This is a genomic window from Flavobacterium sp., assembly GCF_044357305.1.
GTDB lineage: Bacteria > Bacteroidota > Bacteroidia > Flavobacteriales > Flavobacteriaceae > Flavobacterium.
In genome coordinates this window covers 27,532-50,589 of sequence record NZ_JBIKPS010000012.1, presented here as the reverse complement: position 1 = coordinate 50,589, position 23,058 = coordinate 27,532, and the positions used below count along the sequence as shown (strand labels likewise).

General features: G+C 31.9%; 14 protein-coding genes. 1 reads left to right on the top strand and 13 read right to left on the bottom strand.

The features are described from left to right. Nucleotides 1-55: 55 nt before the first annotated feature. The 13 genes from ACIQ2J_RS09105 to ACIQ2J_RS09045 form a co-directional block, all read right to left on the bottom strand. Nucleotides 56-1,306 (bottom strand): glycosyl hydrolase family 17 protein, encoded by a 1,251-nt coding sequence (locus ACIQ2J_RS09105; protein ID WP_396168841.1) that lies wholly within the window; start codon nt 1,304-1,306, stop codon nt 56-58. A gap of 38 nt (nt 1,307-1,344) precedes the next feature. Beyond that, a complete protein-coding gene (locus ACIQ2J_RS09100) occupies nt 1,345-4,821 on the bottom strand; it encodes a hypothetical protein (RefSeq protein WP_396168838.1) in 3,477 nt (1,158 codons plus the stop codon). A gap of 112 nt (nt 4,822-4,933) precedes the next feature. Continuing rightward, on the bottom strand, nt 4,934-5,743 hold the full coding sequence (locus ACIQ2J_RS09095; RefSeq protein ID WP_396168835.1) for a family 16 glycosylhydrolase: 810 nt from the start codon (nt 5,741-5,743) through the stop codon (nt 4,934-4,936). 32 nt (nt 5,744-5,775) lie between these two features. Further along, complete coding sequence (locus ACIQ2J_RS09090) at nt 5,776-7,176, bottom strand: glycosyl hydrolase family 16 (RefSeq protein WP_396168833.1); 1,401 nt, start codon at nt 7,174-7,176, stop codon at nt 5,776-5,778. Between the two features lie 16 nt (nt 7,177-7,192). Further along, nucleotides 7,193-10,318: a glycoside hydrolase family 2 TIM barrel-domain containing protein gene (locus ACIQ2J_RS09085; RefSeq protein ID WP_396168831.1), complete on the bottom strand. Its 3,126-nt coding sequence runs from the start codon at nt 10,316-10,318 to the stop codon at nt 7,193-7,195. A gap of 324 nt (nt 10,319-10,642) precedes the next feature. Next, nucleotides 10,643-13,465, bottom strand: coding sequence for a triple tyrosine motif-containing protein (locus ACIQ2J_RS09080; protein ID WP_396168829.1), 2,823 nt, complete (start codon nt 13,463-13,465; stop codon nt 10,643-10,645). Nucleotides 13,466-13,569: 104 nt separating this feature from the next. After that, nucleotides 13,570-15,165, bottom strand: a complete 1,596-nt coding sequence (locus ACIQ2J_RS09075) for a T9SS type A sorting domain-containing protein (protein ID WP_396168827.1) — start codon at nt 15,163-15,165, stop codon at nt 13,570-13,572. A 345-nt stretch (nt 15,166-15,510) separates the two neighbouring features. Next, the gene (locus tag ACIQ2J_RS09070; RefSeq protein ID WP_396168825.1) at nt 15,511-16,860 is read right to left on the bottom strand and encodes a YHYH protein; all 1,350 of its coding nucleotides are present in this window, start codon (nt 16,858-16,860) and stop codon (nt 15,511-15,513) included. 35 nt (nt 16,861-16,895) lie between these two features. After that, nucleotides 16,896-17,933 carry a cytochrome-c peroxidase gene (locus tag ACIQ2J_RS09065; RefSeq protein WP_396168823.1) on the bottom strand — a complete coding sequence of 346 codons (1,038 nt, stop codon included), beginning with the start codon at nt 17,931-17,933 and terminating at the stop codon, nt 16,896-16,898. Next, nucleotides 17,920-18,624: an MbnP family protein gene (locus ACIQ2J_RS09060; protein WP_396168821.1), complete on the bottom strand. Its 705-nt coding sequence runs from the start codon at nt 18,622-18,624 to the stop codon at nt 17,920-17,922. The genes ACIQ2J_RS09065 and ACIQ2J_RS09060 overlap by 14 nt, the downstream gene beginning before the upstream one ends. Before the next feature lie 3 nt (nt 18,625-18,627). Next, nucleotides 18,628-19,143, bottom strand: a complete 516-nt coding sequence (locus ACIQ2J_RS09055; protein WP_396168817.1) for a periplasmic heavy metal sensor — start codon at nt 19,141-19,143, stop codon at nt 18,628-18,630. A gap of 11 nt (nt 19,144-19,154) precedes the next feature. Next, a complete protein-coding gene (locus ACIQ2J_RS09050) occupies nt 19,155-19,448 on the bottom strand; it encodes a hypothetical protein (protein WP_396168815.1) in 294 nt (97 codons plus the stop codon). Between the two features lie 36 nt (nt 19,449-19,484). After that, nucleotides 19,485-20,063, bottom strand: coding sequence for an RNA polymerase sigma factor (locus ACIQ2J_RS09045; protein ID WP_396168813.1), 579 nt, complete (start codon nt 20,061-20,063; stop codon nt 19,485-19,487). Nucleotides 20,064-20,249: 186 nt separating this feature from the next. On the opposite strand from ACIQ2J_RS09045, the gene uvrA reads away from it, so the two are divergent. Continuing rightward, complete coding sequence (gene uvrA, locus ACIQ2J_RS09040) at nt 20,250-23,039, top strand: excinuclease ABC subunit UvrA (protein WP_396168811.1); 2,790 nt, start codon at nt 20,250-20,252, stop codon at nt 23,037-23,039. Nucleotides 23,040-23,058 lie beyond the last annotated feature (19 nt).

Below are 23,058 nucleotides of genomic sequence, written 5' to 3'. Positions count from 1 at the left end.
TTTATAGAATTTTATTTTTTTATTATTTTAGAAATTTTTTGATTCATTTAATAAATTAGTTTGGTGGAATTAAAACTGTTTTTTTTAACAATTCTTCATTTCCTGAAAATGTTTTTCCAATGGAATTTCCGTCTCTTTTTAACCTCTTAAATGTTTTGGTATCTACTTGGTTCCATAATGCGTATTTTGCCTTTCCATCTACTGTAAAAAGTCCGAAATGATTTTCAGAACCATTTTGATTTGCTTTGTCTTTCCAATTTTCATCAAATGCTTCAAAGAAAAAACAGCTGATTCCTTTTTTTTTCGTCCATTTTCGCATGCTTTTATAATACAGACCTTGTTTGTATTCGTCTGAAGCTTTTGAACCTTCATTGCCATACAATCCATCCGAACTAGAAGCCCAACCTGTTTCACCAATATGAACTGGTTTGTTTGGACTGATACTCTTTACATAGTTTTTTACATTATTATATTGCGTTTGGGCATATTCTTGGGCTCTCGCCATTGCCGCATCTACTTTTTCATTATCCGAAAAGGATGCCTCCTTGTTTGGAATTTTCCAGAAATCAGAATTGTAATGGGTCCCATGAAACGGATACGTGTGCATCGAAACATAATCTACAGATTTTATAACCTCCTCTAAATCCTTAGTTTGGTAACTTTTATCCCCACCACCCCAAGAGGCAAAATCGTCGGAACTTGTAATCCATAAATCTTTAGATAACTTATTTTGCTTTTTTAAATCTTGCAAATAATTTACCCATTTTAAAATTACACTTGGTTGCACATAATAATTTTCTGCCCATTTTACCATTGCTTCATTTCCAACTGCAATAATTTTAACAATTTCCGGATATTGATTTGCTAATGCTACCGTAGTTGCAATTTCTTTTGCATTTCGTTCGCTTTCCGCATTGTGATCTGGCGTTTTATCTGTCCAGGCATTTTTACAATCTATCCAAGCACCAAGCATTACATACATTTCAAAATTGCCATCTTCTTTTTTTAATTCTTGAATGGCTTTTAACAAATTGGCCGCTTCTTCAAAATGAACATTGTAAGTTCTAATTAACTTAATATTCATTGCCGATAAAATTTTCAAATCCTCTTTAATTTGAACAATTGTTGGCTGCGTTTCTCTGGTATTGGTTCTATAACCACCGTAACATAGTGCTAAATAGTTTGGATTTCCCAAAATATCTTTTGCAGTTAAGGATGCACTACTATGGGTTTCTTTAGCTACTTTGCAACCAAAAAAAATAAATAGTAATCCAAACAGAACAATATGTTTATACCATGATTTCATTAATTTTTATAATGTCTTTTTTGTTTTAGTTAACGAATTTATTTCAATTCCGTTTCTAAAAGATGTACAATGATTTGATTAATTTCCCCTGTTCTTCCAAACAATTGTTGGCTTATTTCACTATCAACATAGGATGTTGCCAACTTTTTAGTTGTCGAATTGTTGTATACAATTTCAATACTATTAGTGCTTCCAATTTTATAAACAATCGGAATTTGACAATAGGTAAAAGCAAGTGAATTTTTTTCTAAATCGATCGATTTCTGCTCCATTTGAACATCTATATAGTGGAATGTTTTCGATTCGGATAAAAATTCATCTTTTCGTAATAAATAAGGCGTAAAATATAGGTTGCCCTTTTTTACAAAAACACCTAATTCTCCAAAACGACTTAATATATCTTCTTTTACTTGACCAGTCATTCCAGGCTGTTGCGCTCCTTTTCCTGCTGGTGTATGCGAATACGGGTCTGTAGGAAAGGCCCCATAAAGTGCTGGCGATTTGTGCACGCCAATTCCTGCGTTTATCTCGTAATAATGTTCTAATAAACGTCCGATTACTTCAGGTGATTCTTTGTCTTCAGTAGCTTTGAAACAACATTCTTGTACCGCTAATTGCAGTTTAGAAACCATGTGCCAATAGATAGAACCCAATCCTTCATAGCCATAAAAAGTCCCGGATCTTCCTGTAAATGATTTGTGGTTAAAAACATTTTCGAAAATTTCAGTTATTTTATCGGATTCTTTTTCAACTAAAGCTTGGTATTCATTTTGATTTTTTAATTGCTCTAAAGCTATTTTCAAATCGTTAGCATTGTTGAAATTACCATTAAAATGATAGTTTCCATCGCAATCCATTTTGATAACTTGTGCATTGTTATTTGCCAATAACTGCGTTAATAATTGGGATTGTGTAACGGATTCTTTCGCAATAGTATTTTTATGCAAAAATTTGGATAATTCTTTATTTGGATACAATAAATAACTGTATTGATCTTCTCTAAATAATTTGCTGTTTTTTAGGCCATCCAAAACGATTAATGCTTCTTTAGAATTTAAATATCCCGAACTAAGCACGGCAACTTGACCTTCTAACATTTCACTTAAATAGGAAATAGAAATCTCGTTATCGTTTTTAATAGTCATTAAATTATAGGCATGGTACAAATTGTCAGCTCTTTTATTGGCATTAATAGAATGGTCAATAAAATTCAAACATACTTGAGTAAATGTTTTTAACCCAGCCATAGAATGGGTTCTTTTTTTACCCCAAAATCCACTATTATAAACTTGATAGCGATAATCGGAAGCTGCTTTTCCTAAACGGTCTAATATTTTTCTTCTGGATTGATCGTCTATTTTTCCAGAAAGTAAATGTTCATTTTCTACTAAACATTGTCTTACTTCATGGTAAAATTCTACCATTTCATTAGAAATCTTAATATTTTCTAGATTAGAATTATCTAATAATTGTTGGAAGAATTTTAAAAATCTTCTCATATAGTAAAGTGTAACCATAGAAACACCATTACCTACCAAAGCATTATTAGCATCGTTCCATTCTGGACGTTGGGTGTTCATCCAAATTCCACCTTCGGGAATAAAATTAGACATTTTAGACAATACGGTAGCTAGTATCTTTTCAATAAAATTCACATGATAAATTTCTTTATCATTGCTATTTAACAAGGCACCATCGGCACCAATGGTTTGCTTTCTTTCTTTAATAATGGACTCCCAATTGTGGTTATAGCCAACAGTATCTTTGGAATTTTTTACTATTTCATCATACGATTTAATCGTATAAGGAACTGCAGCATAAACAAAACATTCCTTTTCAAAATACGTGTCTAATTTATTTGGATTGTGTTTTTCTATGAATTCAAGAAATTTCAACAAATAAATAATTTGGTGATCGCCCCAGTATCCTATGTAAGACCAAGGGTTATCGGGCTCAATAGTTTCCCAATCGAATCCATCTTTAGTAACACGATACGGATTGTATCCGTCAAATGTAGAGGCATTCAAAAATTTATGAATCATACTATCAATAAACTCAGGATAGGAATGTGCTAATGCTTCCCAGTTTTGGAATATATCACGCCAGTTTCCTTGATAATCTAAAATTTTAGAACCATCAATTTCACTTTGGGTATTGATGGAAAATTTATTCCAAGGGCGACTTGGATCTCCGTGTCTTCTACTGAATTTAAGTGGTAAATATTCTAAGGATAATCGTTCAAAATCTACATCCTTCTGTTTATCTGCAAAAGTTTTTAACGTTTGCAAAGAAAATAATTCGGGTAGTTGTTGTAAGTTATTTTCAAGATTTTGGTAAACAAATTTATTTGCTTTTATTAAATAATTAATAAAATCGGATTTTTCTATTTGATAATTATAATCAAATATTCCACCACGCATAATATTAAATAACGTGTTTGCAAAGTGTCTTGTATCTCTTAGATGATCTGCTGTAGCCTGAAGACCATCCGAAGAAGCATTAATTTTAATTAAATTTTGAGTTCCTAATGCAATATCCTCATTAATTAATTTTTGAATATTTTTTTCCTTTTTAATTGTTTCAATTATTTGAACAATATCCGAATGATCCTGATTTAGATTAGCAATAAACATCCAATCTTTTTGGGAATTGGCATTTAGAGTTATTTCAGAATTTAAAAAATAGGCTCCTTTTTCACCTTTAATATCGTTTTCAGAAGAAACTTTTTGTTTTTTTCTAAAGTTGGAAAGTTGTAAGGAAGAAACTAAATGCGTTGGATTTTCTATTCCTAAAGACCAAACGATATTTGCTTTTAATGCTTCGCTTGGTTCGGCTTTATCTACAATAATGGCGCTTAAAGCAAAAATCCCTAATCCAGTAGTTTGTTCTAGTTCACTTCTTTTGTAGGCATCTACCAAGTTACTAGTTGTGGCTTGCAAATCACTATTTACACCATATGGCATAATATTTTGAATTCCATCTAAAAGTGAAATGGTATACTCTTTATAGGAATGATTATGGATTTCAGATTTTTTTATAAATCCATATTTATTACTTGTATTCCAATGGCATCTATACGTTAATTGTAAATCGTTATTAATTTCTTCAAAAATTATTTTATTGCCATAGAAGTTTTTATAAAGGTTTCTGGTAATTGAATATTTATCGGTAAATCGTTCTGAAAAAGGTTCCCAAACCAAAATTTGATTTTCAAAAGTAATTTGAAAAATAGCTTTACTCCCAGTAATATCAGCAGATTCTGTGATTTTATCATCTGTATAATAAGGAAAAAGTGCAAATTCGGCATTTTTTCTACCAGCTGTAAGTCCACCATTACTGGAAATAAACATCCAATGATTGGAATCACTTACAATACTCATGAAAAAAGGACGCATAGCATCGTTATTGGCTATTTTATAATATTGTTCGCCATTAATGGTTGCTATTTCCATAGAAACAGTTTTATCCAGTATTAAGTTCTTATTACTATCTATTGTAGTTGAATTTGGGCTCATGATTGTGTTTAAATTCTATTTCTTCTATTTGAAAATAAAAAAAAAGATATTAGACTTCTTGAAACAAAAAGTCTAATATTGGTATTGAAATAATTAATTATTTTGATTTATATTATTCGTAAACCCTAACGTAATCAATAAGCATTGATTGTGGAAAAAGAGTTTCACTATTTGGAGAACCTGGATAATTTCCACCAACTGCAAGATTAAGAATTATATAAAAAGGTTGGTTAAACACCCATTCACCTGGAACTTTAGCCGGTGTGATTTGGTTGTAAAGCACATCGTCTACGTAGAAATTGATATAATCTTCTCCCCATTCTATTCCGAAAATGTGAAAATCCGTATCAAATCTGTTATTACTTAATGTGTAATTTTTAGTAATTGCATTAGCTCCGTAATAACCAGGACCATGAAGGGTTCCAAAAATTGAAGTTGGATTGCTACCAAGATATTCCATAATATCTATTTCTCCACATTGTGGCCAAGAAACAGTGCTTGAATTAGCACCTAACAACCAAAAGGCAGGCCATAAACCTTTTCCGTAAGGCATTTTGATACGAGCTTCAAAACGGCCATGTTTTTGCTCAAATTTACCCATGCTATTTATTCTAGCAGAAGTATATCCCGACCCCATAAATTGTTCTCGGATTGCAGTTATTTTTAACATACCATTTTCAACTTTGATATTTTCAGGTCTGTTAGTATAATACTCTAATTCATTGTTTCCCCAGCCATTGCTTCCAGTACCAATATTATAATTCCATATGGCATTGTTTGGAGCACCAGCAGTATCAAACTCATCTTGCATTACCAATTTATTCATTGTTGTTACTGTTTGTTTTTCATCAGTGGAACAACCAGTAACAAAAAAACCAATAGTAAACAAAATTGTATTTATTTTTAAGAATTTTAAGCTCATAAGAATATGTTTTTTTTTAAAAATTTGTTTTATTAATTATGCAAATAGATGTTGTCTGCGTAAATAACGGAATTGTCACCACCTTCCAAAATAATTTGAGCTAGGTGCGATCTACTTAACAGACCAGGCATTGCAGAAAAAGGAATTTCAATAGACATCCAGTTTTGAGAAACTAAGAAAGGTGCCGTGTATGTTGTAGAATGGCGTGTATCGTCTCCACCACCATAAATACCATTTGCTCCAAAATCAACTAAGACAACTCTTAATTGTCTTCCAGGAGCTATTGCACCCGGAATATATGCATCTAAATGAAAATGAGTCATTGAATTAGCATTTATTGTTGGATTACTAAACTCAATACCCACAAAGTTAAAAACAGTATAATTTAAAACATTATCGCCTTGTACCGAAAAATCATTTGACAAAGTTGTTTGCCAAGGTGCCCAATATCCATTATAATAGTTTACAGGAACATTTGTATATGCATTTGAAAAAATTGAGATTACATTAGCTTGATTTAAAGTAGGAACGGGTGAATGTGAAAATACACCTACGCAATTAATTGTTAACTTACCAGTTGTTGGGATTCCGTTAAATGTAGCTGTAATAATAGAAGTTCCTGCACTTAATGAAGTTACCACCCCAGAAGAATCAACAGAAGCGACAGTTGGATTTGAAGATGTGAAATTCAAATAAGCAGGACTAATAGTTACAGATTGATTAATACCATTTGGCATATTAAATGTTGCAATAACTCCATCAACTTTAGAAGTTACACCAACAAAAGTTGTTTCAGATGCATTAGTCCCATTCATAATTGATGCCTGTCCATGAGCAATTGTCCCTAGTTTTTCATATTTTACATTATCAATCCAAAAAGTATAACCTAAATTATTTTCTGCACCTTCAGAATACCAAAACATTCCTTTTTCTTGGATTAATTTAGAAGCATCTGGCAAAGGAATAATTATCTTTTTCCAATTAGTATCAATTGGAACATTTTGCATTCTAACGTTGTATTTATTTAACCCGAAATCGGTTCCAAAACCTACTTCGTTTAATGTTGCAGCTTGCGAACCTTTTACCCAAAAAGTTAAAGCATCAAATTCGGTTAAATTACGACCCGAACCATCAATAAAAACACCACCTGCATAGGCACCACTCGGATCACCAACACTTGGCACGTCAAATCTCATAGAGGCTGTTCCAAGGTATTTAACATCGGTATCTACCGTAAAAGCAGTATATTTTGACCCTCCAAAAGCACCATATCCTAATCCGGCACTAAACGTATCGATAAAAACATCTCCGTTTTTAGAGAAAGTAGAAAGTGTAGCATCATCAGCCATATTTCTTTCACAACTAAAATTTGTAAGTGAAAGCAATGCTACTACAAATACGTTTTTGATATAATTGATTTTTATATTTTTCATCTTTTTTATTTTAAAATTATTTTCCAATGTTAATATGAATATAAGTTCTTATTTCCCACTCAGAACCATTATTAAATCCAACTGGACTTATAATAGGTTGTGTAGCGAACAATGAAGCAGTTTGATTTGGAAGAAATCTTGGAGAATATTGGTCTAATGATCGCCAAGTTCCCATTATTCCTAATTTGGTATTAGGTAAAATGAACCAATTTGGTTTTCCTACAGAAGTAGATAAATCTAATGAAAACTGAGTTGGATAAGTCAAGTTAAAATCGCGGTGGTAATCGTATGGACCCCAATCGTTCAGTTTTAATGAAGTAACTAATTTTACTTTTTTATAGATTAATCTTAGATCTCCACCCATTCGTTCAATAAGTCTAGTGTCACTTCCGTTTGCTTGTGCATTACCTACATAAAGATTTGTAATAAATCCTAAATCTGGAGTTAGTTTAGAAACGATTCTTGAATTTAGCTCCCATAAATCATGTGCTGGAGTTGAATTTGGAAATGCAAATGCAGTACGATTTACTAAAAATCCAATAGCAGCATCTTGAGTTGTTGGCAAATGACGGAAAACAAAATCTAAATTAATTGCAAATTTAGCATCTTCAGCCATATCATTATCCCATTCGTAATACCAAGTTGCAGGAGTTGGATCGTAAGTAAGTAATAACTCTGCTCCAACTGTTTCTCTATTAGTTCTAACAACAAATGGATCCGATTGAATATTTCTTAATCTTCCAGGCGCATTGATATCGTTTGGCATAGCACCAACTAATGGTTTTTGCCATAAGAAGTTTGGCGCAATTTGAAGATTACCTATGCTGTAAGTTAAACCAGCTAAGAAGTTAGTTTGGTTTCCACTTCCACTATCTTTTAATCTCCAACCTGTAAAGGTTTTTGTATTATCGGCACCTCCATTAGCAACAAGTCCCATTATTGCGCCTTGTGTGTACATGTTAAATCCACCTTTAGAGAAGGTAATTTTAGCTTTACCTCCCCAATTGTCTTTAGCAGTAATTTTGTCATCATAAACGGTATACACACCATCTTTTTCTTGTGCAAATTGAAAAGTTCTACCATTTAATGGTTGTCCTGCCAAAATCCCTCCTAATTCAAAACCAAAAGCTCCTAGTTTCGTTTTGAAATAAACTGTAGCTCTACGTGTTTTTGGCATTGGAATAGCAATTGAGGTAGTTGCTACGTTAGCGTCTGCAATATCTTCATGATAAACAGCAGCTAGATCAATATTTCCGAATTTTTTAGCATATTTTAATAGATAAGCTGGGTTAGCTCCCCACCATAATTGTGGTCCAAAGGCAACTTTTAAACCATTTAAAGCTTTTTTCCCATCCAATTCAAAACCTGAAGTTTCTCCGTTATATAAATCTAAATTAGGACCATAATTAGCTTCTGGATATAATCCGAAGAAATCGCCTTCATAACCCCAATGGTAATGACCTGTTCTATAAAAACCTCTTAAATCAAAAGCTTTCTCATTCCAAGTATACGAAGCATTGTAAACTTGAACTCTATTAACATCGCTTTGCGTTACAACACCATTTTCGGTTTTTACATTTTGGCTTCTACCTCTATTTTCATAAAAGATTTCATTAATTGGATTTTCTGCAACGTGCCCAAGAATGTTTACGTTTACATTGGCTTTCATATTTGGCGCAGGATTTCCTTCTACCCCAACATAGTATGATTGCATTTGATCAAAACCTAATTTATTAGGATAGGAAGTAGAAGTTGGATCTGCATTTTTTGGGGTAGTAATTAAACTACCTCCTGTATTAAATGTGGTGAATTCTGCTCTAAGGTTACTGATTTTTAACATCTCAGTATCATTTCCACCTAGAGCTGCTTTATCTCCTCTTGCTCTTAAAACAGCATCCATTAATTGAATACTATCAAAATGCTTTTCAATAGAAGCAAAAGTTGCTCCGCTTTGGTATGGATTTATAAGGTAAGCTTCTTTCAAGGCATAGTATGCTGCACGTGGGTATAAATTATACAATCCTCTAGCATTGGTTGGTCCTTTAGCACAAATACCAAACCACTCTTCATTCATATTGTTTTCTCCTTGCTGAAAATCAGATTGGTATCCACCATTAGACCATGAAGCGTTATCATCATGAATTTCTAAATTTTTAGTTTGTCCGAATTTCCACCAACCATCACTAAATTGAAAAGTAAAACCTCCCAAAGAATTTTCTGCTTTACCTAAACCAGCAGCATTTTGGTAAATTTCTTTCCAATTATTTACCATATAATAGGCTTGAGATTTTTGGTCTTCGGCATTTTCAATAGCACTAAAAGAATCAGCACCAAATTCAGAAAAAAGTAATGGCTTATTTAATTTTTCTTTTACTTTTTGAAAAGCATCTCCAAAAGAAACACCACGATACATATTGGTTCCTAAAATGTCTATGTCTTTACACTCCTTTGCAATTATGTCAAGAAATAATAAATCACCATTACAAATTGCAACAGGGTGCGAGGTGTCTGCTTTTTTGATTTCAAGAACGGCTTGATTAAAAATCTTGTACATATCTTTAGCTCTGATAGTAGATTTTCTATCTTCTAAAGGAATGTTTTCTGATTCTGCACCATCCCAAAACAATCCGTAATTGTTTTCATTTCCTAATAAAAACAACAATAATCCTGGAGTATCTTTATAGGTAGCAACCAATTCTTTCGTTTCCTTAATTAGTTCATTTTGGGTTGCAGTATCCGAATAATTAATATTAGGAACCCAATTTCCATTTAAGGTAAGTCCATATCTACCAAACGAATAATTAATCATAGTGTAGATACCATATTTTTGATGAATATAAGTTATCCATTTAGGTTGAATACCTGAATATTGTCTTATGGTATTTACTCCCATATTTTTCAATAAGCCCATCTCAGTATCTAATGCTGCTTTAATTACCTCATCGGATTGTTTCCATAAACTATAATTGTAATTGGTACCAATTGGAAAATAATCCCAATTTATTCCATTTATCATAAAGTCACTTCCGTTGACTTTAAGTTTAAAACCAGAATTGCTCTTTTCAACTACTACTCTATCAGTTTGAGAATGTAGAGATGCAGAAAAGCAAAAAAGTGTTAGTAAAATAATAATTTTTCTCATAAGGGTAATCTTAGTTTATTGGTTAACAAAAAAATTTAAAGTTTAATTTAGTATGAAGTTTTAATTTATTTAAGATTAATACTATTAATTTAACTTTGATTTATTTTATAAAAGTATAGGATAACATTTTAATAAAATCAAAAATAAATACAACAAAAAATATACATCAAAATATAAATAGTACAGACTCTCTATATTAATAACAAGTGCTTGATATATAGAACTTTGATTTTAAAATATATGCAGTAAAAACTGCAATTTAAGAATGCGAAAACAAACAATGTTGTACCTTTGTATAGTTACAATTGAACAAAAATAAAGTCATTACACAGAGAGTATATACTCAGCCAAACCGTTTTCGTGGTTTAAATTCATTTTTTTACGCAAACGATATCGTTTTATCTCTACACTTCGAACTGAAATGTTAAGTAATGGTGCTATTTCTTTGGAAGAAAGATTCAATCTTAAATAAGCACAAAGTCTTAAATCATTAGGAGTTAATAGAGGATGCATGGTTTTTAATTTTTTCAAAAAGTCTTTATCTACTGTATCAAAAGCATCTTTAAAGATGTTCCAAGAGTCTTCGTTATTAATGTTTTTGGTGATTGTAGAAATAACAGATTTAATACTCATGCTTTTATTTCCTTCATCGGTAGTTTTCTTTAAATCATCCTTAATGAGCGTAAGCAATTCATCCTTTTTTATTAAACTCATTGTTGAAAAGGCAAGCTCTTTATTTTTGGCATCTACATCCAACGATAATTGATCATTACGCAACTTCATTAACTGCTGTTCATTTTCTAATTCTTTAATTTCTAACAATAAATTATTCTCTTCAATTAACTTCGTTTTTTGTTTAGTATAATAGCTTTTATATCTTTTATTTATAAAAAAGGCAAGATAAAGTAGTCCTAGAAAATAAATAAATAAAGCTAAATTAGTGAAATACCAGGGCTTTAAAATTGTAAACTTATAAACTGCAGAATTTTCAAGGTTAGAATTAGCAATTTTAGATCTAACAATAAATTTATAATCTCCTGGAGATAAATTTTTAAAATTTATACTAGACTTAGTGCTCCATTGGCTCCAATTTTCTTGGAAGCCTTCTAATTTATATTGGTATTCTGCATTGATGTATTTGTTAAATTCTGCAACAGAATAATTAATAGCGATATTGTTTTCATCGTAATGCAACTCGCCTACATCTTGAATGGAAATATCATTAGATTTTTCGTTTAGCTTATTAACACTTATTGTAGATATGAAAACAGTGTAGTTTTTAAAACTTAAATCATTTAAATTGATGGTATAATAACCATCGGTAGTGCCAATAAAATACTCTGAATTATTAAGCTGCGAGATATTTTCATATCCAGTTAATGAATTTGTGAATTTTGAAGGAATAGGTATAGTATTTTGCTTTAGTTTATAGTTCAATTTATTTCGATAAAAATAATAGATGTAATTCTTGGAAAAAAACCAAATTTTATTCGATTTGTCTACTATCATTTTCCCCGAAGTATACTCATCTTTGGTAAGAATATTGCTTAACAATGAATCTTTTTCAAAAGTTTGGTTTTTATTATTTAACTTAAATACGCCCTCTTTATAAGTATAATAAATAGCATTATTATATTTGATTAAACTCGCATTTTTACCTTTTGGTGGAGAATTAAGCTTAATTATTTTTTCTGCTTTAGTGAAATTATTATCAATTGTAAATTTGAAAATCCCTTTATATTCGTGACTTACATATATTTCATGATTAGAACTACTTAATTCAAAATACTTTGAAGAATAGCCAAATCCAGCTATTTTATTTCTAAACACCCATTGACCGTTATTATTTTCTAATACTGAGATTCCGTAGTAATTTCCTTGAAGTAATAAATTTTTATTTGGGATAGTTTGAAATTTCCAAGTGCCCGATTGATTAAAGATACACTTAGCAATATTGCTTTCAATTACAAAAGTTCCTGAATCATGACCACAAAAAAGAGTATCTCCATTTACAAATAAAGACCAAACTTGACCTTTTGTACCATAAATAAATTGGAAGGAATCTTTACTATTATTGGCTTTGTAAAACAACCCTTGGTTAGTGCCCACATATAGTTTCCCTTGGTATAGAACTGAAGCGTAAACAGTACCTAATTTTCCCGATTCATCGGAATAACTTTTAACAGGGGATTGCAAATTGATGCAATTTATTCCATTATCTAAACCGATCCATAAATTCTTATCAAAATCTTCTAATAATGAAAGTACGGTATTATTACTTAATCCATTGGTTTGTGAAATGTGGTATTCTATTTTTCCATATTTAGAAATAATAAATATTCCATCGGAAATGGTTCCCACTGCAAAGTTGCCGTTATTTAATTGGTAACTACTATAAATACTAGTATTAATTAATTCAGAATCGGCAGAAGTAACAAACTTAGAAATACTGTTTTTAATTAATCTATAAAACCCATTCGTTTGGGTGTGAATTATTAATCCACTTTCATCTTGAAAAACATTGACAATTCTATTGTTTTTAAAAATTAAATCCTCTGAAACTAATTGACTTTTTCCGTTTTCAATTTCAAATAAACCTTCATTAATAACTTGAAAATAAATAGCACTTTCGGTTTTAAAAATCTTTGTAATGCTATTTTTTGGAGTAATTATTTTAAAATTTTTGCTTTCTAAATCATAAATATAAATTCTGTTTAAAGATTGAAAAACTACCCATTTATCAAAGTTTAGTATATTCCAAAACTGTTCATCATCAATAATTTTATCTTTTATTTTATTGCTCAATGAAAAGTAAGTTAATCGACCATTAGTCATTCTTTTCCAATAACCAAATTCCATATAACTCCCAGTATAAATCAAATCATCAATTGCTTTAACCGATCTGATGATGGTTTCATTTAAAGATTTATACAAAGTCCAAACGGTACCGTTATACTCTAACAAACCTTCATTATTAGCAAAATATAAAATGTGGTTTTTATCTTGCGAAACCATCCAGTTTTGATTACCAGCATTATAAATATTAGGGCTATATTTTATTATAGGAGGTAATTCTTGAGAGAAACTCAAAAAACCATTTACTAATAAAATTAACAATAGTAGCTTAGAAAAATTAATTTTAAACATGGGGTGATTTAAATATTAAAATATAAAGATATTAATAATTGCACTAAATATCAAAAAAAAAAAAGCACGTTTATAAAACGTGCTTTTCTAAAATAGGAGAAAAATTATTTTTTAATTATTCTGGAAGAAGTACTAATTCCGTCAGTTGTAGTAGTTTTTACTAAATAAACACCTGCTTGGAAATCTGCAATATTAATAGTTACAGAATCCGATTTTGGTGTATTTTTCATAACTTCTTGACCTAAAACATTATAAATAGAAACTGTTTCTATTTCAGTTTTAGAAGTAATTGTTACATTATCCGAAGTTGGATTAGGGAACATATTAACTGTAGAAGCAGCAAAATTAGTATTATTTAAAACTGTACCAGGGTTGTATGAAAGATAAATATTATCAAAAAATACTATTTTAGATACTAAATCTGAAGTTGTACCTAATTTATATTGAAAGAAAGTACTTTTTGTAAAACCTTTGTTTACAAAGAAACTTAATGGAACATTAACACTTTGCCATGACCCTTTTACAAGTGTTCCATCACTTCCTTCAGGAGTTAATTCATAAACATATTCTGCAACTCCACCATTATTACCTATCATAATAAATCGAATTTGGTTGGAATCATTATCAGCAAAATAATCAAAATGTAACCAGTTGTAAGGAGTAACATTTGTTACACCATTAGTCCCTTGACCATATCCCATTGCAGCAAAATTCATTTTAATACATTCATTAACTCCAGTTCCAAGATCTAAATCTTGAATTGCAGCATATCCACCAAAAGAATAATCTGGAACCCAGTTATTTGTATATCCAGCTGTATCGCTATATATGTTCAAAACTTCAGCATTTGGAGTTGAAGGGGTTGGAGATTGATTTGGTATTGTTGCTGCAAAATTTACTGTGTAAGTTTTAATTACGGCACCATTTTGAGAAGTAACTTTAACGGATGCTGTGCCTGGTATAGCAGTAGCTTGTGTTATCAAAGTAATCGTTGCTGAAGGGTCATTAGTAGTTGCTAAAGTTATTTGAGGAATTACAGTTGTTCCAACTACTAAATCAAAATTATAATCTAGAGCTGCTCCAGAAAATCCTGGAACGGTAGCACCGTTAACTTGTAAATTACTTAATGTTGCATCAGTACCAGTTGCAGTAGGTGTTTTCCAAAAATAGATATTATCTAAATAAATATCTGCAGGCACAGTACTACCAGGTCCATTTGCAGCAAATTTCATTTGAAACACATTATTCCATGTCATACCAGTGAAAGCACTTTTAGGTATATCAACACTATACCAAGAACCTTGAGTATGATTTATTGTTACAAGTGTTTCACCTGCGCCCGTTCCTTGATTAATAGGACTTACCTGTATAATAGTATTTGCAGGATTTGCCGCTGACCAAATATCCACATGTAAAAATTCCATCCCAGCAGCATTTTGTGCTGTTAAGTTAGTACCTTGATAATTGAAATTTGTGTAAGCCATAACAAAATTTCCAGATCCACCAGGATTAAAAGTTGGATTAACAGCTCCTGTCTGACCCCAACCTGGATTGTAATTGGTAGCAATGTTAGTATAACTATCACTATAAACTGAGATTACATCTGCAGGAGCTTTAGTTGGTACAGGTGCATTGTTCGATGGTTGAGCAAAACCAAAGAAAGATGTCATCAAGACAGATAAAAGAGTAATTTTTTTCATAATTTTTGTGTTATTAATTAATATTCAAATTTAATAAATTTTAAATCTCCACAACATTGTTTTATAATAAAAAAACTATACAAAAAAAATATTGATTTTTTTTGTATATTAAAAACCTAAAATAATGTTTATCAATGGTTTTCGTTATTTATTTATTTGATATCAACAAACTGAAAAAATATTAAAATGATAAAATGTTGAGTTAATGTTGTGTTGCACTATTTCGATTTCGTAATTGATATTTACTATTAAAATCAAAAATGTTTATAAATGTATAATTTTTTTTTTGAAATTAATGAGCATTCCACCTCCAAAAAAAGAGGAGTCAAAATAAAAACATTACTATTATTCTAGTATCACTTTAGTTGATTTATAATTTATTCCATCTGAAATTCTAACAAAATAAACTCCGTTGTGAACGGTATCTGTTTCAATAATTGAAAGTGTACTTCCCTGAAGAATCTTTAAGGTTTTAATTATTTTACCTAATTCATCAATAAGCTCTACTTTATAATCTTTTTCAGCCATTTGAGTTTGTATTGCAATAAAATCTTGAGCTGGATTTGGAGCTATTACAACTTTAAATTCTTTATTTTCAAATACATCATTAGAAAGTTGGGAATAAGTTGTTGTTCCGCTTGGTACAGTTGTTACAGTTGTTGCAACTACATTTCCATAATAAGTTGGTCCCACTACATACGGATAAGCAGAATTATGATTTGCATCAACAGTGGTAAAGTAACAATAAATACCATTAGGATATTCTGGAGTTTTACAAAAGCGTCCATTATGAGTATCTAAATAGGTAGCGTCTCCAGGATGAGCAACATATTCATAATCTTCTCTAAAATATCCATTAATTATAGTTTGTGTACCAACAACCTGACCTACAGATGGCCCGTTAGTTCTAGTAGTTTGAGTTTTTAATTGATAGCTTGATTTCATCCTTGAAATTCCACCAGTTGCATCTATATTTGTATATGCATAGGCTCCATAAATTGGAAATCCATCATAAGCAAATCCTAAAAGTGGCGAATGTTGAGACGTATTAATAACATACAAACCATCCGAAGGGTATGTGCTACAAACTGTAGATAAAATATTTAAGTCTAAATTAAATGCACTAGGATTTTGATGGTGGTGGTAATTTCCCATCGCTGGATGTGCTTTTGCACAATCAAAACCTGCACGCTCTGCAGGAATTGCATCTCGATTCCATGCTTGTGTAGTTCCAGGACCACCAGGACAAGGCGTAAATCCTGGTCCTCCACAAAGTGACTGAGTAGTATTATTCCAAGCAACTCCATCACGATAATCAAATAAAGCAACTCCATTTTTGAATATCCCAATATTCCCTCCTGAAGTTGCTGTTGCAGTTCCTGTATTTTGAGTTGGAGTTATAGGAAACTTGAAAATCTTATTTTGAGCAGTTGCTAAAGATGGATTGCCATCTTGAAAAGGTCCGGTTATATAAGCAGGAATTCCTGTAGCCGAAACATATACATTAGTAGCATTGTATTGAACTGTTTGAACATTTGCTTGTACTGCATCTGATATAGGTGTTGCATTTCCGGCAACATAATGTCTTCCTGTGATTCCAGTTGTATTTTGTAACCAACTTGAAATAATAGGATTAGTCTGAGCATTCAAAGAGAATGTCATCAATAAAATTAAAAAAGTACTTGTTTTTTTCATATTGTTTTTTTGATTTAGATTAAAATATATTCTTTTTACTCTTTAGGAAAACTAAATTTTGGGTTAAATAAAAACTCTTTGTCGGTTAATGTCTTCAAAAAAGCAATTAAATCTTTTTTTTCGTTTTCATTTAAAATTATTGGTTTTTGTAATTCTTTTGCCAATGTTTTTCTTTTAATTTTTCCATCGGTATAAAAATTAATAACCTCCCGTAACTTCATAAACCGTCCATCGTGCATGTACGGATAAGTAAATTCAATATTACGCAAGGTTGGCACTTTAAAATTAAAACTGTCTTTTGGATTTTGGGTGATATTCACTCTTCCATAATCTTTATAATCTTTGTCCATTGGCAAGCCATTATCTGCAAAATTATCGTTGGTAAGCAATGGTTCTTTATGACATGATTCGCAATTTCGTTTAAATAAATGGTGCCCATTTTCTTCTTGATCCGTAAAGAAAATATCTTTTTCATGCCGCATTACTTTATCGTATTTTGAATTATACGTTTGTAATGAAACCGTGAATTGCGCAATGGCTTGCAACAGTTTTTTGGTGGTTACTAAACTATCCCCAAAAGCTTTATTAAATAGGCTCTTATATTTTTTAGATTGGTTTAATTTATCTAAAACATTTACCAAGGTATTATCCATTTCTTGCGAATTGGTAATCGGGTTGATGGGTTGCGCACTTAAGCTAAGTACTCCTCCATCCGAATTAAATACCTTGGTCCAAGCCAAATTTACTAAAGTTGGGGCATTGCGAGTTCCTATTCTGCCATCAATGCCATGACTTAACGCATGATCGGTATGTGCAAAACCTGTATATTGCAAATGACAACTAGAACATGAAATAGTACTATCTCTAGAGAGAATGGGGTCGTAAAATAATGCTCTTCCTAATTCAAAACCTTCCGAGGTAAGTTGGTTTTTCTTAAAATCATAAACAGGTTTTGGCCATCCTTTTGGAACATTAAAACTTATATATTCAGAAGATTCTTCTAAATTTTTCCATGAAAAAAAGAAAAAACTTAAAAGTAGCAGTATTATATTAAATAGACTATTTCTCTTCATCAATTAAAAACATATTTTTATAAATTCTAGCCATTGCTATTGCCTTTTCTCCTGGTATCATAATCGAATTTGTTTCCTTTAAGGATAGAGCGTCTAACCATCTATCCAATTCCACGTTTATAATTATATTTTGACTTTCCGCAACTTCCAACTCTATTTTTCGCAAGGCATTTTGCTTTGGCAAATACCCTCCAATATGAAACTGAAATTCTTTTTTAACATTGGTACAACTCGAACTTTTCCCTTCCAATTTCATATTGATATATCCTGTATTCCAAGCCCAATACATTCCCAATGCTGGATCTAAATCACTATCAAAATTTTCAGAAACACTTGTCAAACTATCTATTCCAATATCAAATCGAATTTTTTTTATTTTTAAATCTGGTGCGTTTTTCAAATGAAACTCTAAGGAACTTAAGGTTTCTGCATCCACCAAATGAACACTATTGTTTTCTTTATATTGTGTTCCGTCTTCCAATTCTAATACAACATTAGAGAGATAAAATTTCATTTTAGTAACCGTAACGGTGTCGTTTGTTTTGGTCACATATTTTTTATCATTCAAAACTAAAGGTTCGTTTTGAAAATTAAGATGCAATGAAACCGGAACGTCTTTCTTATTGATTTTCATTTGAAAAGAAAGACATGCCAAAGCAAAAATTACTATTACTACAACTACTTTTTTCATAAATTACCTTCTAGGTGGTGGCCCTTGTCCGTCTCCCATTCCTGGAGGTGGAGGTGGCGGACCATGACCTTCATGTTGTCTTGGACCCATCATTTTCGCTGCTTCTTTAACTATCTTATCGAACTTTTGCTTTTGTGTTGCATCACAAATGGCTCTCACTTTTTGAAAATGATAAAAAATGGCTAGTTCTTCTTTTTCTTTAATTTTAACAATTTCATCAGCTGCTTTTTTAACAGTAGCAGAATCTACTTTAGGATTTTGAAGCAAATCAAAAAAGGCATCATGAGTTTCTCTATTCGATTGTCTTAATGATTCTCTTTGCTCCTGAAAAGCAGTTTGCAATGCTTCAAACTGTTGTTCTTGTTTTGCAGAAAATGATAATTCATGTGCAAAAAAACCTTTAGCGGAACCTTGCAGATTAGGCTTGGGTGGTTTTGTAAACCATAAAAAACTTATGGTTGCTACATTTACTAGTAGCAGGACTAGCAAAATGGATTTTAAAAATTTTACATTATTCATGGGTTCAATTTTTATTCGATTGTATTAGAAAAATATTCTTTATATACTAAATTCTTTTCGTAAGAAGCGGTGTCAGTAGTTTTCTCGGATTGTTTCGAATATTGTTTTATTGTAAGAACGTTTATTCCAATAAGTACGACAACGCTTGCAGCCAACATCCACTTTTGAGTTGTACTCATAGTAGATGGTGCATTTCCATTAAAATTATTTTTAATAGAAAATTGCAAACCAATAGGCACTTCCAATCTTTGGAGATTATCCAATGATTGTAAAGTGGTTTCTATAGTATTTTCTTGGGTGTTCATATTTGTATAGAGATTTAATTCTTAAAAAACTTGCGGTTATTTTTCATTTTCTTCATAATAAGTTGCCAAATGCTTCTTTAAATTTTGTTTAGCTCTAAAAAGTAGTGATTCTACTGCCGATAACGAAACTTCCATAATTACGGCTATTTCATTATAACTCACCTGCTCTACTTTATGCAAAATATAAGCAGTTTGCTGCTGTTCAGGCAATAAACTAATGGCTTTAAATAAAATTATGGAACGTTCTTTATTTTCCAATTGGATTCCGGGATGACTAAAATCCGAATGGTTTTCAAGGGCTTTTTCACTTTCGGAAGAAAAAATAGATCTAAAAATTCCAGACCGTTTTTTTCTGTTTTTCTTTCGGATAAATTCCAAACATTTATTGACGGATATTCTATAAATCCAAGTAGAAAGGGAAGATTCTTCCTTGAAATCTTTAATATTTAAATGGATGGTAATGAAGATTTCTTGAGTAACGTCTTGGGCATCTTCCAGATTTTGCAACATCCCAACACAGGTATTGTAAACCTTTTTGGAAAATAAATCCACCACTAAACCGAACGCAATTTCATCGTTCTTCTTTAATCTTAGGATAAGTTCTTTTTCTTCCAAAAAATATATTTTATGTTTGGATGCTACTCTTAGCGTTAACTTGTGGTGTTACATAGCAAATATGCAATATTGTCGTAAAACAATAATCCAAATATAGTATAAAATCATCAAAATATAATTTGTGATTTGTTCAACACCCAATCTCATTTTAGAAATCATTATCTTTGCAAAAATTAGTTTTTTACTATGATTCCAAAAGATATTGCTACCCTCGATCCTAAGAAAAATATAATCATAAAAGGTGCTGCCATTCACAATTTAAAAAATTTGGATGTGGCTATTCCTAGGAATAAATTAGTAGTGATTACGGGGCTTTCGGGATCAGGAAAATCTTCTTTGGCATTTGATACTTTGTATGCCGAAGGGCAACGCCGATATGTAGAAAGTTTGTCTTCTTATGCGCGACAATTCCTTGGGCGATTGGACAAACCAAAAGTAGATTACATCAAAGGAATTGCTCCTGCTATTGCCATTGAACAAAAAGTAAATACAACCAATGCCCGTTCTACTGTTGGAACTTCTACTGAAATATACGATTACTTAAAATTACTTTTTGCTCGAATTGGAAAAACAATTTCACCAATTTCTGGCAAGGAAGTAAGAAAAGACAACGTTTTTGATGTTATTTCTTCTGTAAAAACATTCGATTTAGAAAGCCGTTGGTTGCTCCTTGCTCCTATTCATTTGGAAGAAGGCAGAAAACTAGAAGACAAACTAAAAGTATTATTGCAACAAGGTTTTGCTAGGATTTTAGTAAATAATGAAATGGTGCGTTTGGATGAAATTGACAAACATTCGCTGGACAATAAAGACATTTTACTAATCATTGACCGTATTGTTGTAAAAGACGAAGAAGAATTCTTCAACCGTCTATCGGATGCGGTGCAAACTGCTTTTTTTGAAGGAAAAGGCGATTGTTATTTGCAAGATTTAAAAGATAATAACCGCATGCATTTTAGTTCCAATTTCGAATTGGATGGCATGATGTTCCTAGAGCCAAATGTGCATTTGTTTAGTTTTAACAATCCGTATGGTGCCTGCCCAAAATGCGAGGGATATGGCAACGTTATTGGCATCGATGAAGAATTAGTAATTCCGAATACTGCACTTTCTGTTTTTGAAAATGCCATTTATCCTTGGCGTGGGGAAAGTATGGGCTGGTACCGAGACGAATTGGTGAACCATGCCTACAAGTTTGATTTCCCTATTCATAAGCCTTATTTTGAACTTTCGGAAGCACAGAAAGATTTGATTTGGAAAGGAAATCAATATTTTCAAGGCCTAAATGATTTCTTCAAGGAATTAGAAGAAAAAAATTATAAAATTCAAAACCGCGTAATGTTATCGCGTTACCGCGGAAAAACCAAATGTAATGTTTGTAAAGGCAAACGATTACGAGCAGAAGCCAATTACATTCAAGTGGGAGGCAAAACCATTTCCGATTTGGTTGATTTATCTATCAAACGATTGATTCCGTTTTTTACAGAATTAAAACTATCCGAATACGATACTACTGTTTCCAAAAGATTGCTGATTGAAATCAACAGTCGCTTGGCATTTTTAAGCAACGTAGGTTTGGATTACTTGACTTTAAATAGGAATTCGGCAACGCTATCTGGTGGCGAATCCCAGCGTATTAATCTTGCAACTTCACTAGGAAGTAGTTTGGTTGGTTCGATGTATATTTTGGACGAGCCAAGTATCGGTTTGCATCCCAAAGACACCGAATTATTGATTGAAGTGTTGAAAAATCTTCGGGATTTAGGCAATACCGTTATTGTGGTAGAACACGATGAAGACATCATGAAACAAGCCGATAGGATTATTGATATTGGTCCTGAAGCCGGAACGCATGGTGGAGAATTGGTAGCCGAAGGAACCTTTGATGAAATCTTACAATCGGATTCGTTAACCGCCAAATACCTTAATGGTGAAATGGAAATTAAAGTTCCTAGAACCCGCAGAAAATGGGGAACTTATATTGATATCCTTGGCGCTAGAGAAAACAATTTGCAAAACCTGGATGTTCGGTTTCCGTTGGAATGTTTAACCGTGATTACGGGAGTTTCTGGAAGCGGAAAAAGTACGTTAGTTAAGAAAATATTATTTCCAGCCATCCAAAAAAGATTGGAAGGCGTTAGTGAAAAAGCAGGACAATATACCGATATGCAAGGGCATTACCACAAAATTCAGCATATTGAATACGTAGATCAAAACCCAATTGGAAGAAGTTCGCGTTCCAATCCGGTGACGTATATTAAGGCGTACGATGATATTCGGGATTTGTATTCGAAAACCAAATTATCTAAAATTCGTGGCTACCAACCCAAACATTTCTCGTTTAATGTGGATGGTGGACGATGCGAAACCTGCAAAGGCGATGGCTCCATCAATGTGGAAATGGTTTTTATGGCCGATGTGGAGTTGCCTTGCGAAACTTGCGGCGGAAAACGATTCAAGAAAGAAATCTTGGAAGTGAATTTTGAAGGAAAAAATATCGATGATATCTTAACCATGACTTTGGATGATGCTATTTTGTTTTTCAACGAACATAAGCAGACTAAAATAACACAAAAACTACAACCTTTACAAGATGTTGGATTGGGTTATGTGCAATTGGGGCAATCGTCTTCTACCCTTTCGGGTGGTGAAGCACAGCGCATCAAATTGGCTTCTTTCTTGGTAAAAGGAACTACAAAAGACAAAGCACTATTTGTATTTGATGAGCCTACAACTGGTTTGCACTTTCACGATATAAAAAAATTATTGGCTTCGTTTGATGCCTTAATAGATAAAGGACATTCGATTTTGGTAGTAGAACACAACCTCGACTTAATAAAATGTGCCGATTGGATTATTGACCTTGGTCCCGAAGGTGGTGAAAACGGTGGATTACTTCTAGCCGCTGGAACTCCTGAAGATATTGTAAAGAATAAAAAATCAATTACTGGGAAGTATTTGAAAGGTAAGTTGTAGTTTTTTTGGAGCGAATGGC

What these genes read in the sequence shown, in the direction of transcription:
- ACIQ2J_RS09060 (WP_396168821.1), bottom strand. Translation starts at nt 18,624, where the DNA reads ATGAAAAAAGTAGTTGTAGTAATAGTAATTTTTGCTTTGGCATGTCTT.
- ACIQ2J_RS09095 (WP_396168835.1), bottom strand. Translation starts at nt 5,743, where the DNA reads ATGAGCTTAAAATTCTTAAAAATAAATACAATTTTGTTTACTATTGGT.
- ACIQ2J_RS09100 (WP_396168838.1), bottom strand. Translation starts at nt 4,821, where the DNA reads ATGAGCCCAAATTCAACTACAATAGATAGTAATAAGAACTTAATACTG.
- ACIQ2J_RS09090 (WP_396168833.1), bottom strand. Translation starts at nt 7,176, where the DNA reads ATGAAAAATATAAAAATCAATTATATCAAAAACGTATTTGTAGTAGCA.
- ACIQ2J_RS09105 (WP_396168841.1), bottom strand. Translation starts at nt 1,306, where the DNA reads ATGAAATCATGGTATAAACATATTGTTCTGTTTGGATTACTATTTATT.
- ACIQ2J_RS09050 (WP_396168815.1), bottom strand. Translation starts at nt 19,448, where the DNA reads ATGAACACCCAAGAAAATACTATAGAAACCACTTTACAATCATTGGAT.
- ACIQ2J_RS09070 (WP_396168825.1), bottom strand. Translation starts at nt 16,860, where the DNA reads ATGAAAAAAACAAGTACTTTTTTAATTTTATTGATGACATTCTCTTTG.
- ACIQ2J_RS09065 (WP_396168823.1), bottom strand. Translation starts at nt 17,933, where the DNA reads ATGAAGAGAAATAGTCTATTTAATATAATACTGCTACTTTTAAGTTTT.
- ACIQ2J_RS09085 (WP_396168831.1), bottom strand. Translation starts at nt 10,318, where the DNA reads ATGAGAAAAATTATTATTTTACTAACACTTTTTTGCTTTTCTGCATCT.
- uvrA (WP_396168811.1), top strand. Translation starts at nt 20,250, where the DNA reads ATGATTCCAAAAGATATTGCTACCCTCGATCCTAAGAAAAATATAATC.
- ACIQ2J_RS09080 (WP_396168829.1), bottom strand. Translation starts at nt 13,465, where the DNA reads ATGTTTAAAATTAATTTTTCTAAGCTACTATTGTTAATTTTATTAGTA.
- ACIQ2J_RS09075 (WP_396168827.1), bottom strand. Translation starts at nt 15,165, where the DNA reads ATGAAAAAAATTACTCTTTTATCTGTCTTGATGACATCTTTCTTTGGT.
- ACIQ2J_RS09055 (WP_396168817.1), bottom strand. Translation starts at nt 19,143, where the DNA reads ATGAATAATGTAAAATTTTTAAAATCCATTTTGCTAGTCCTGCTACTA.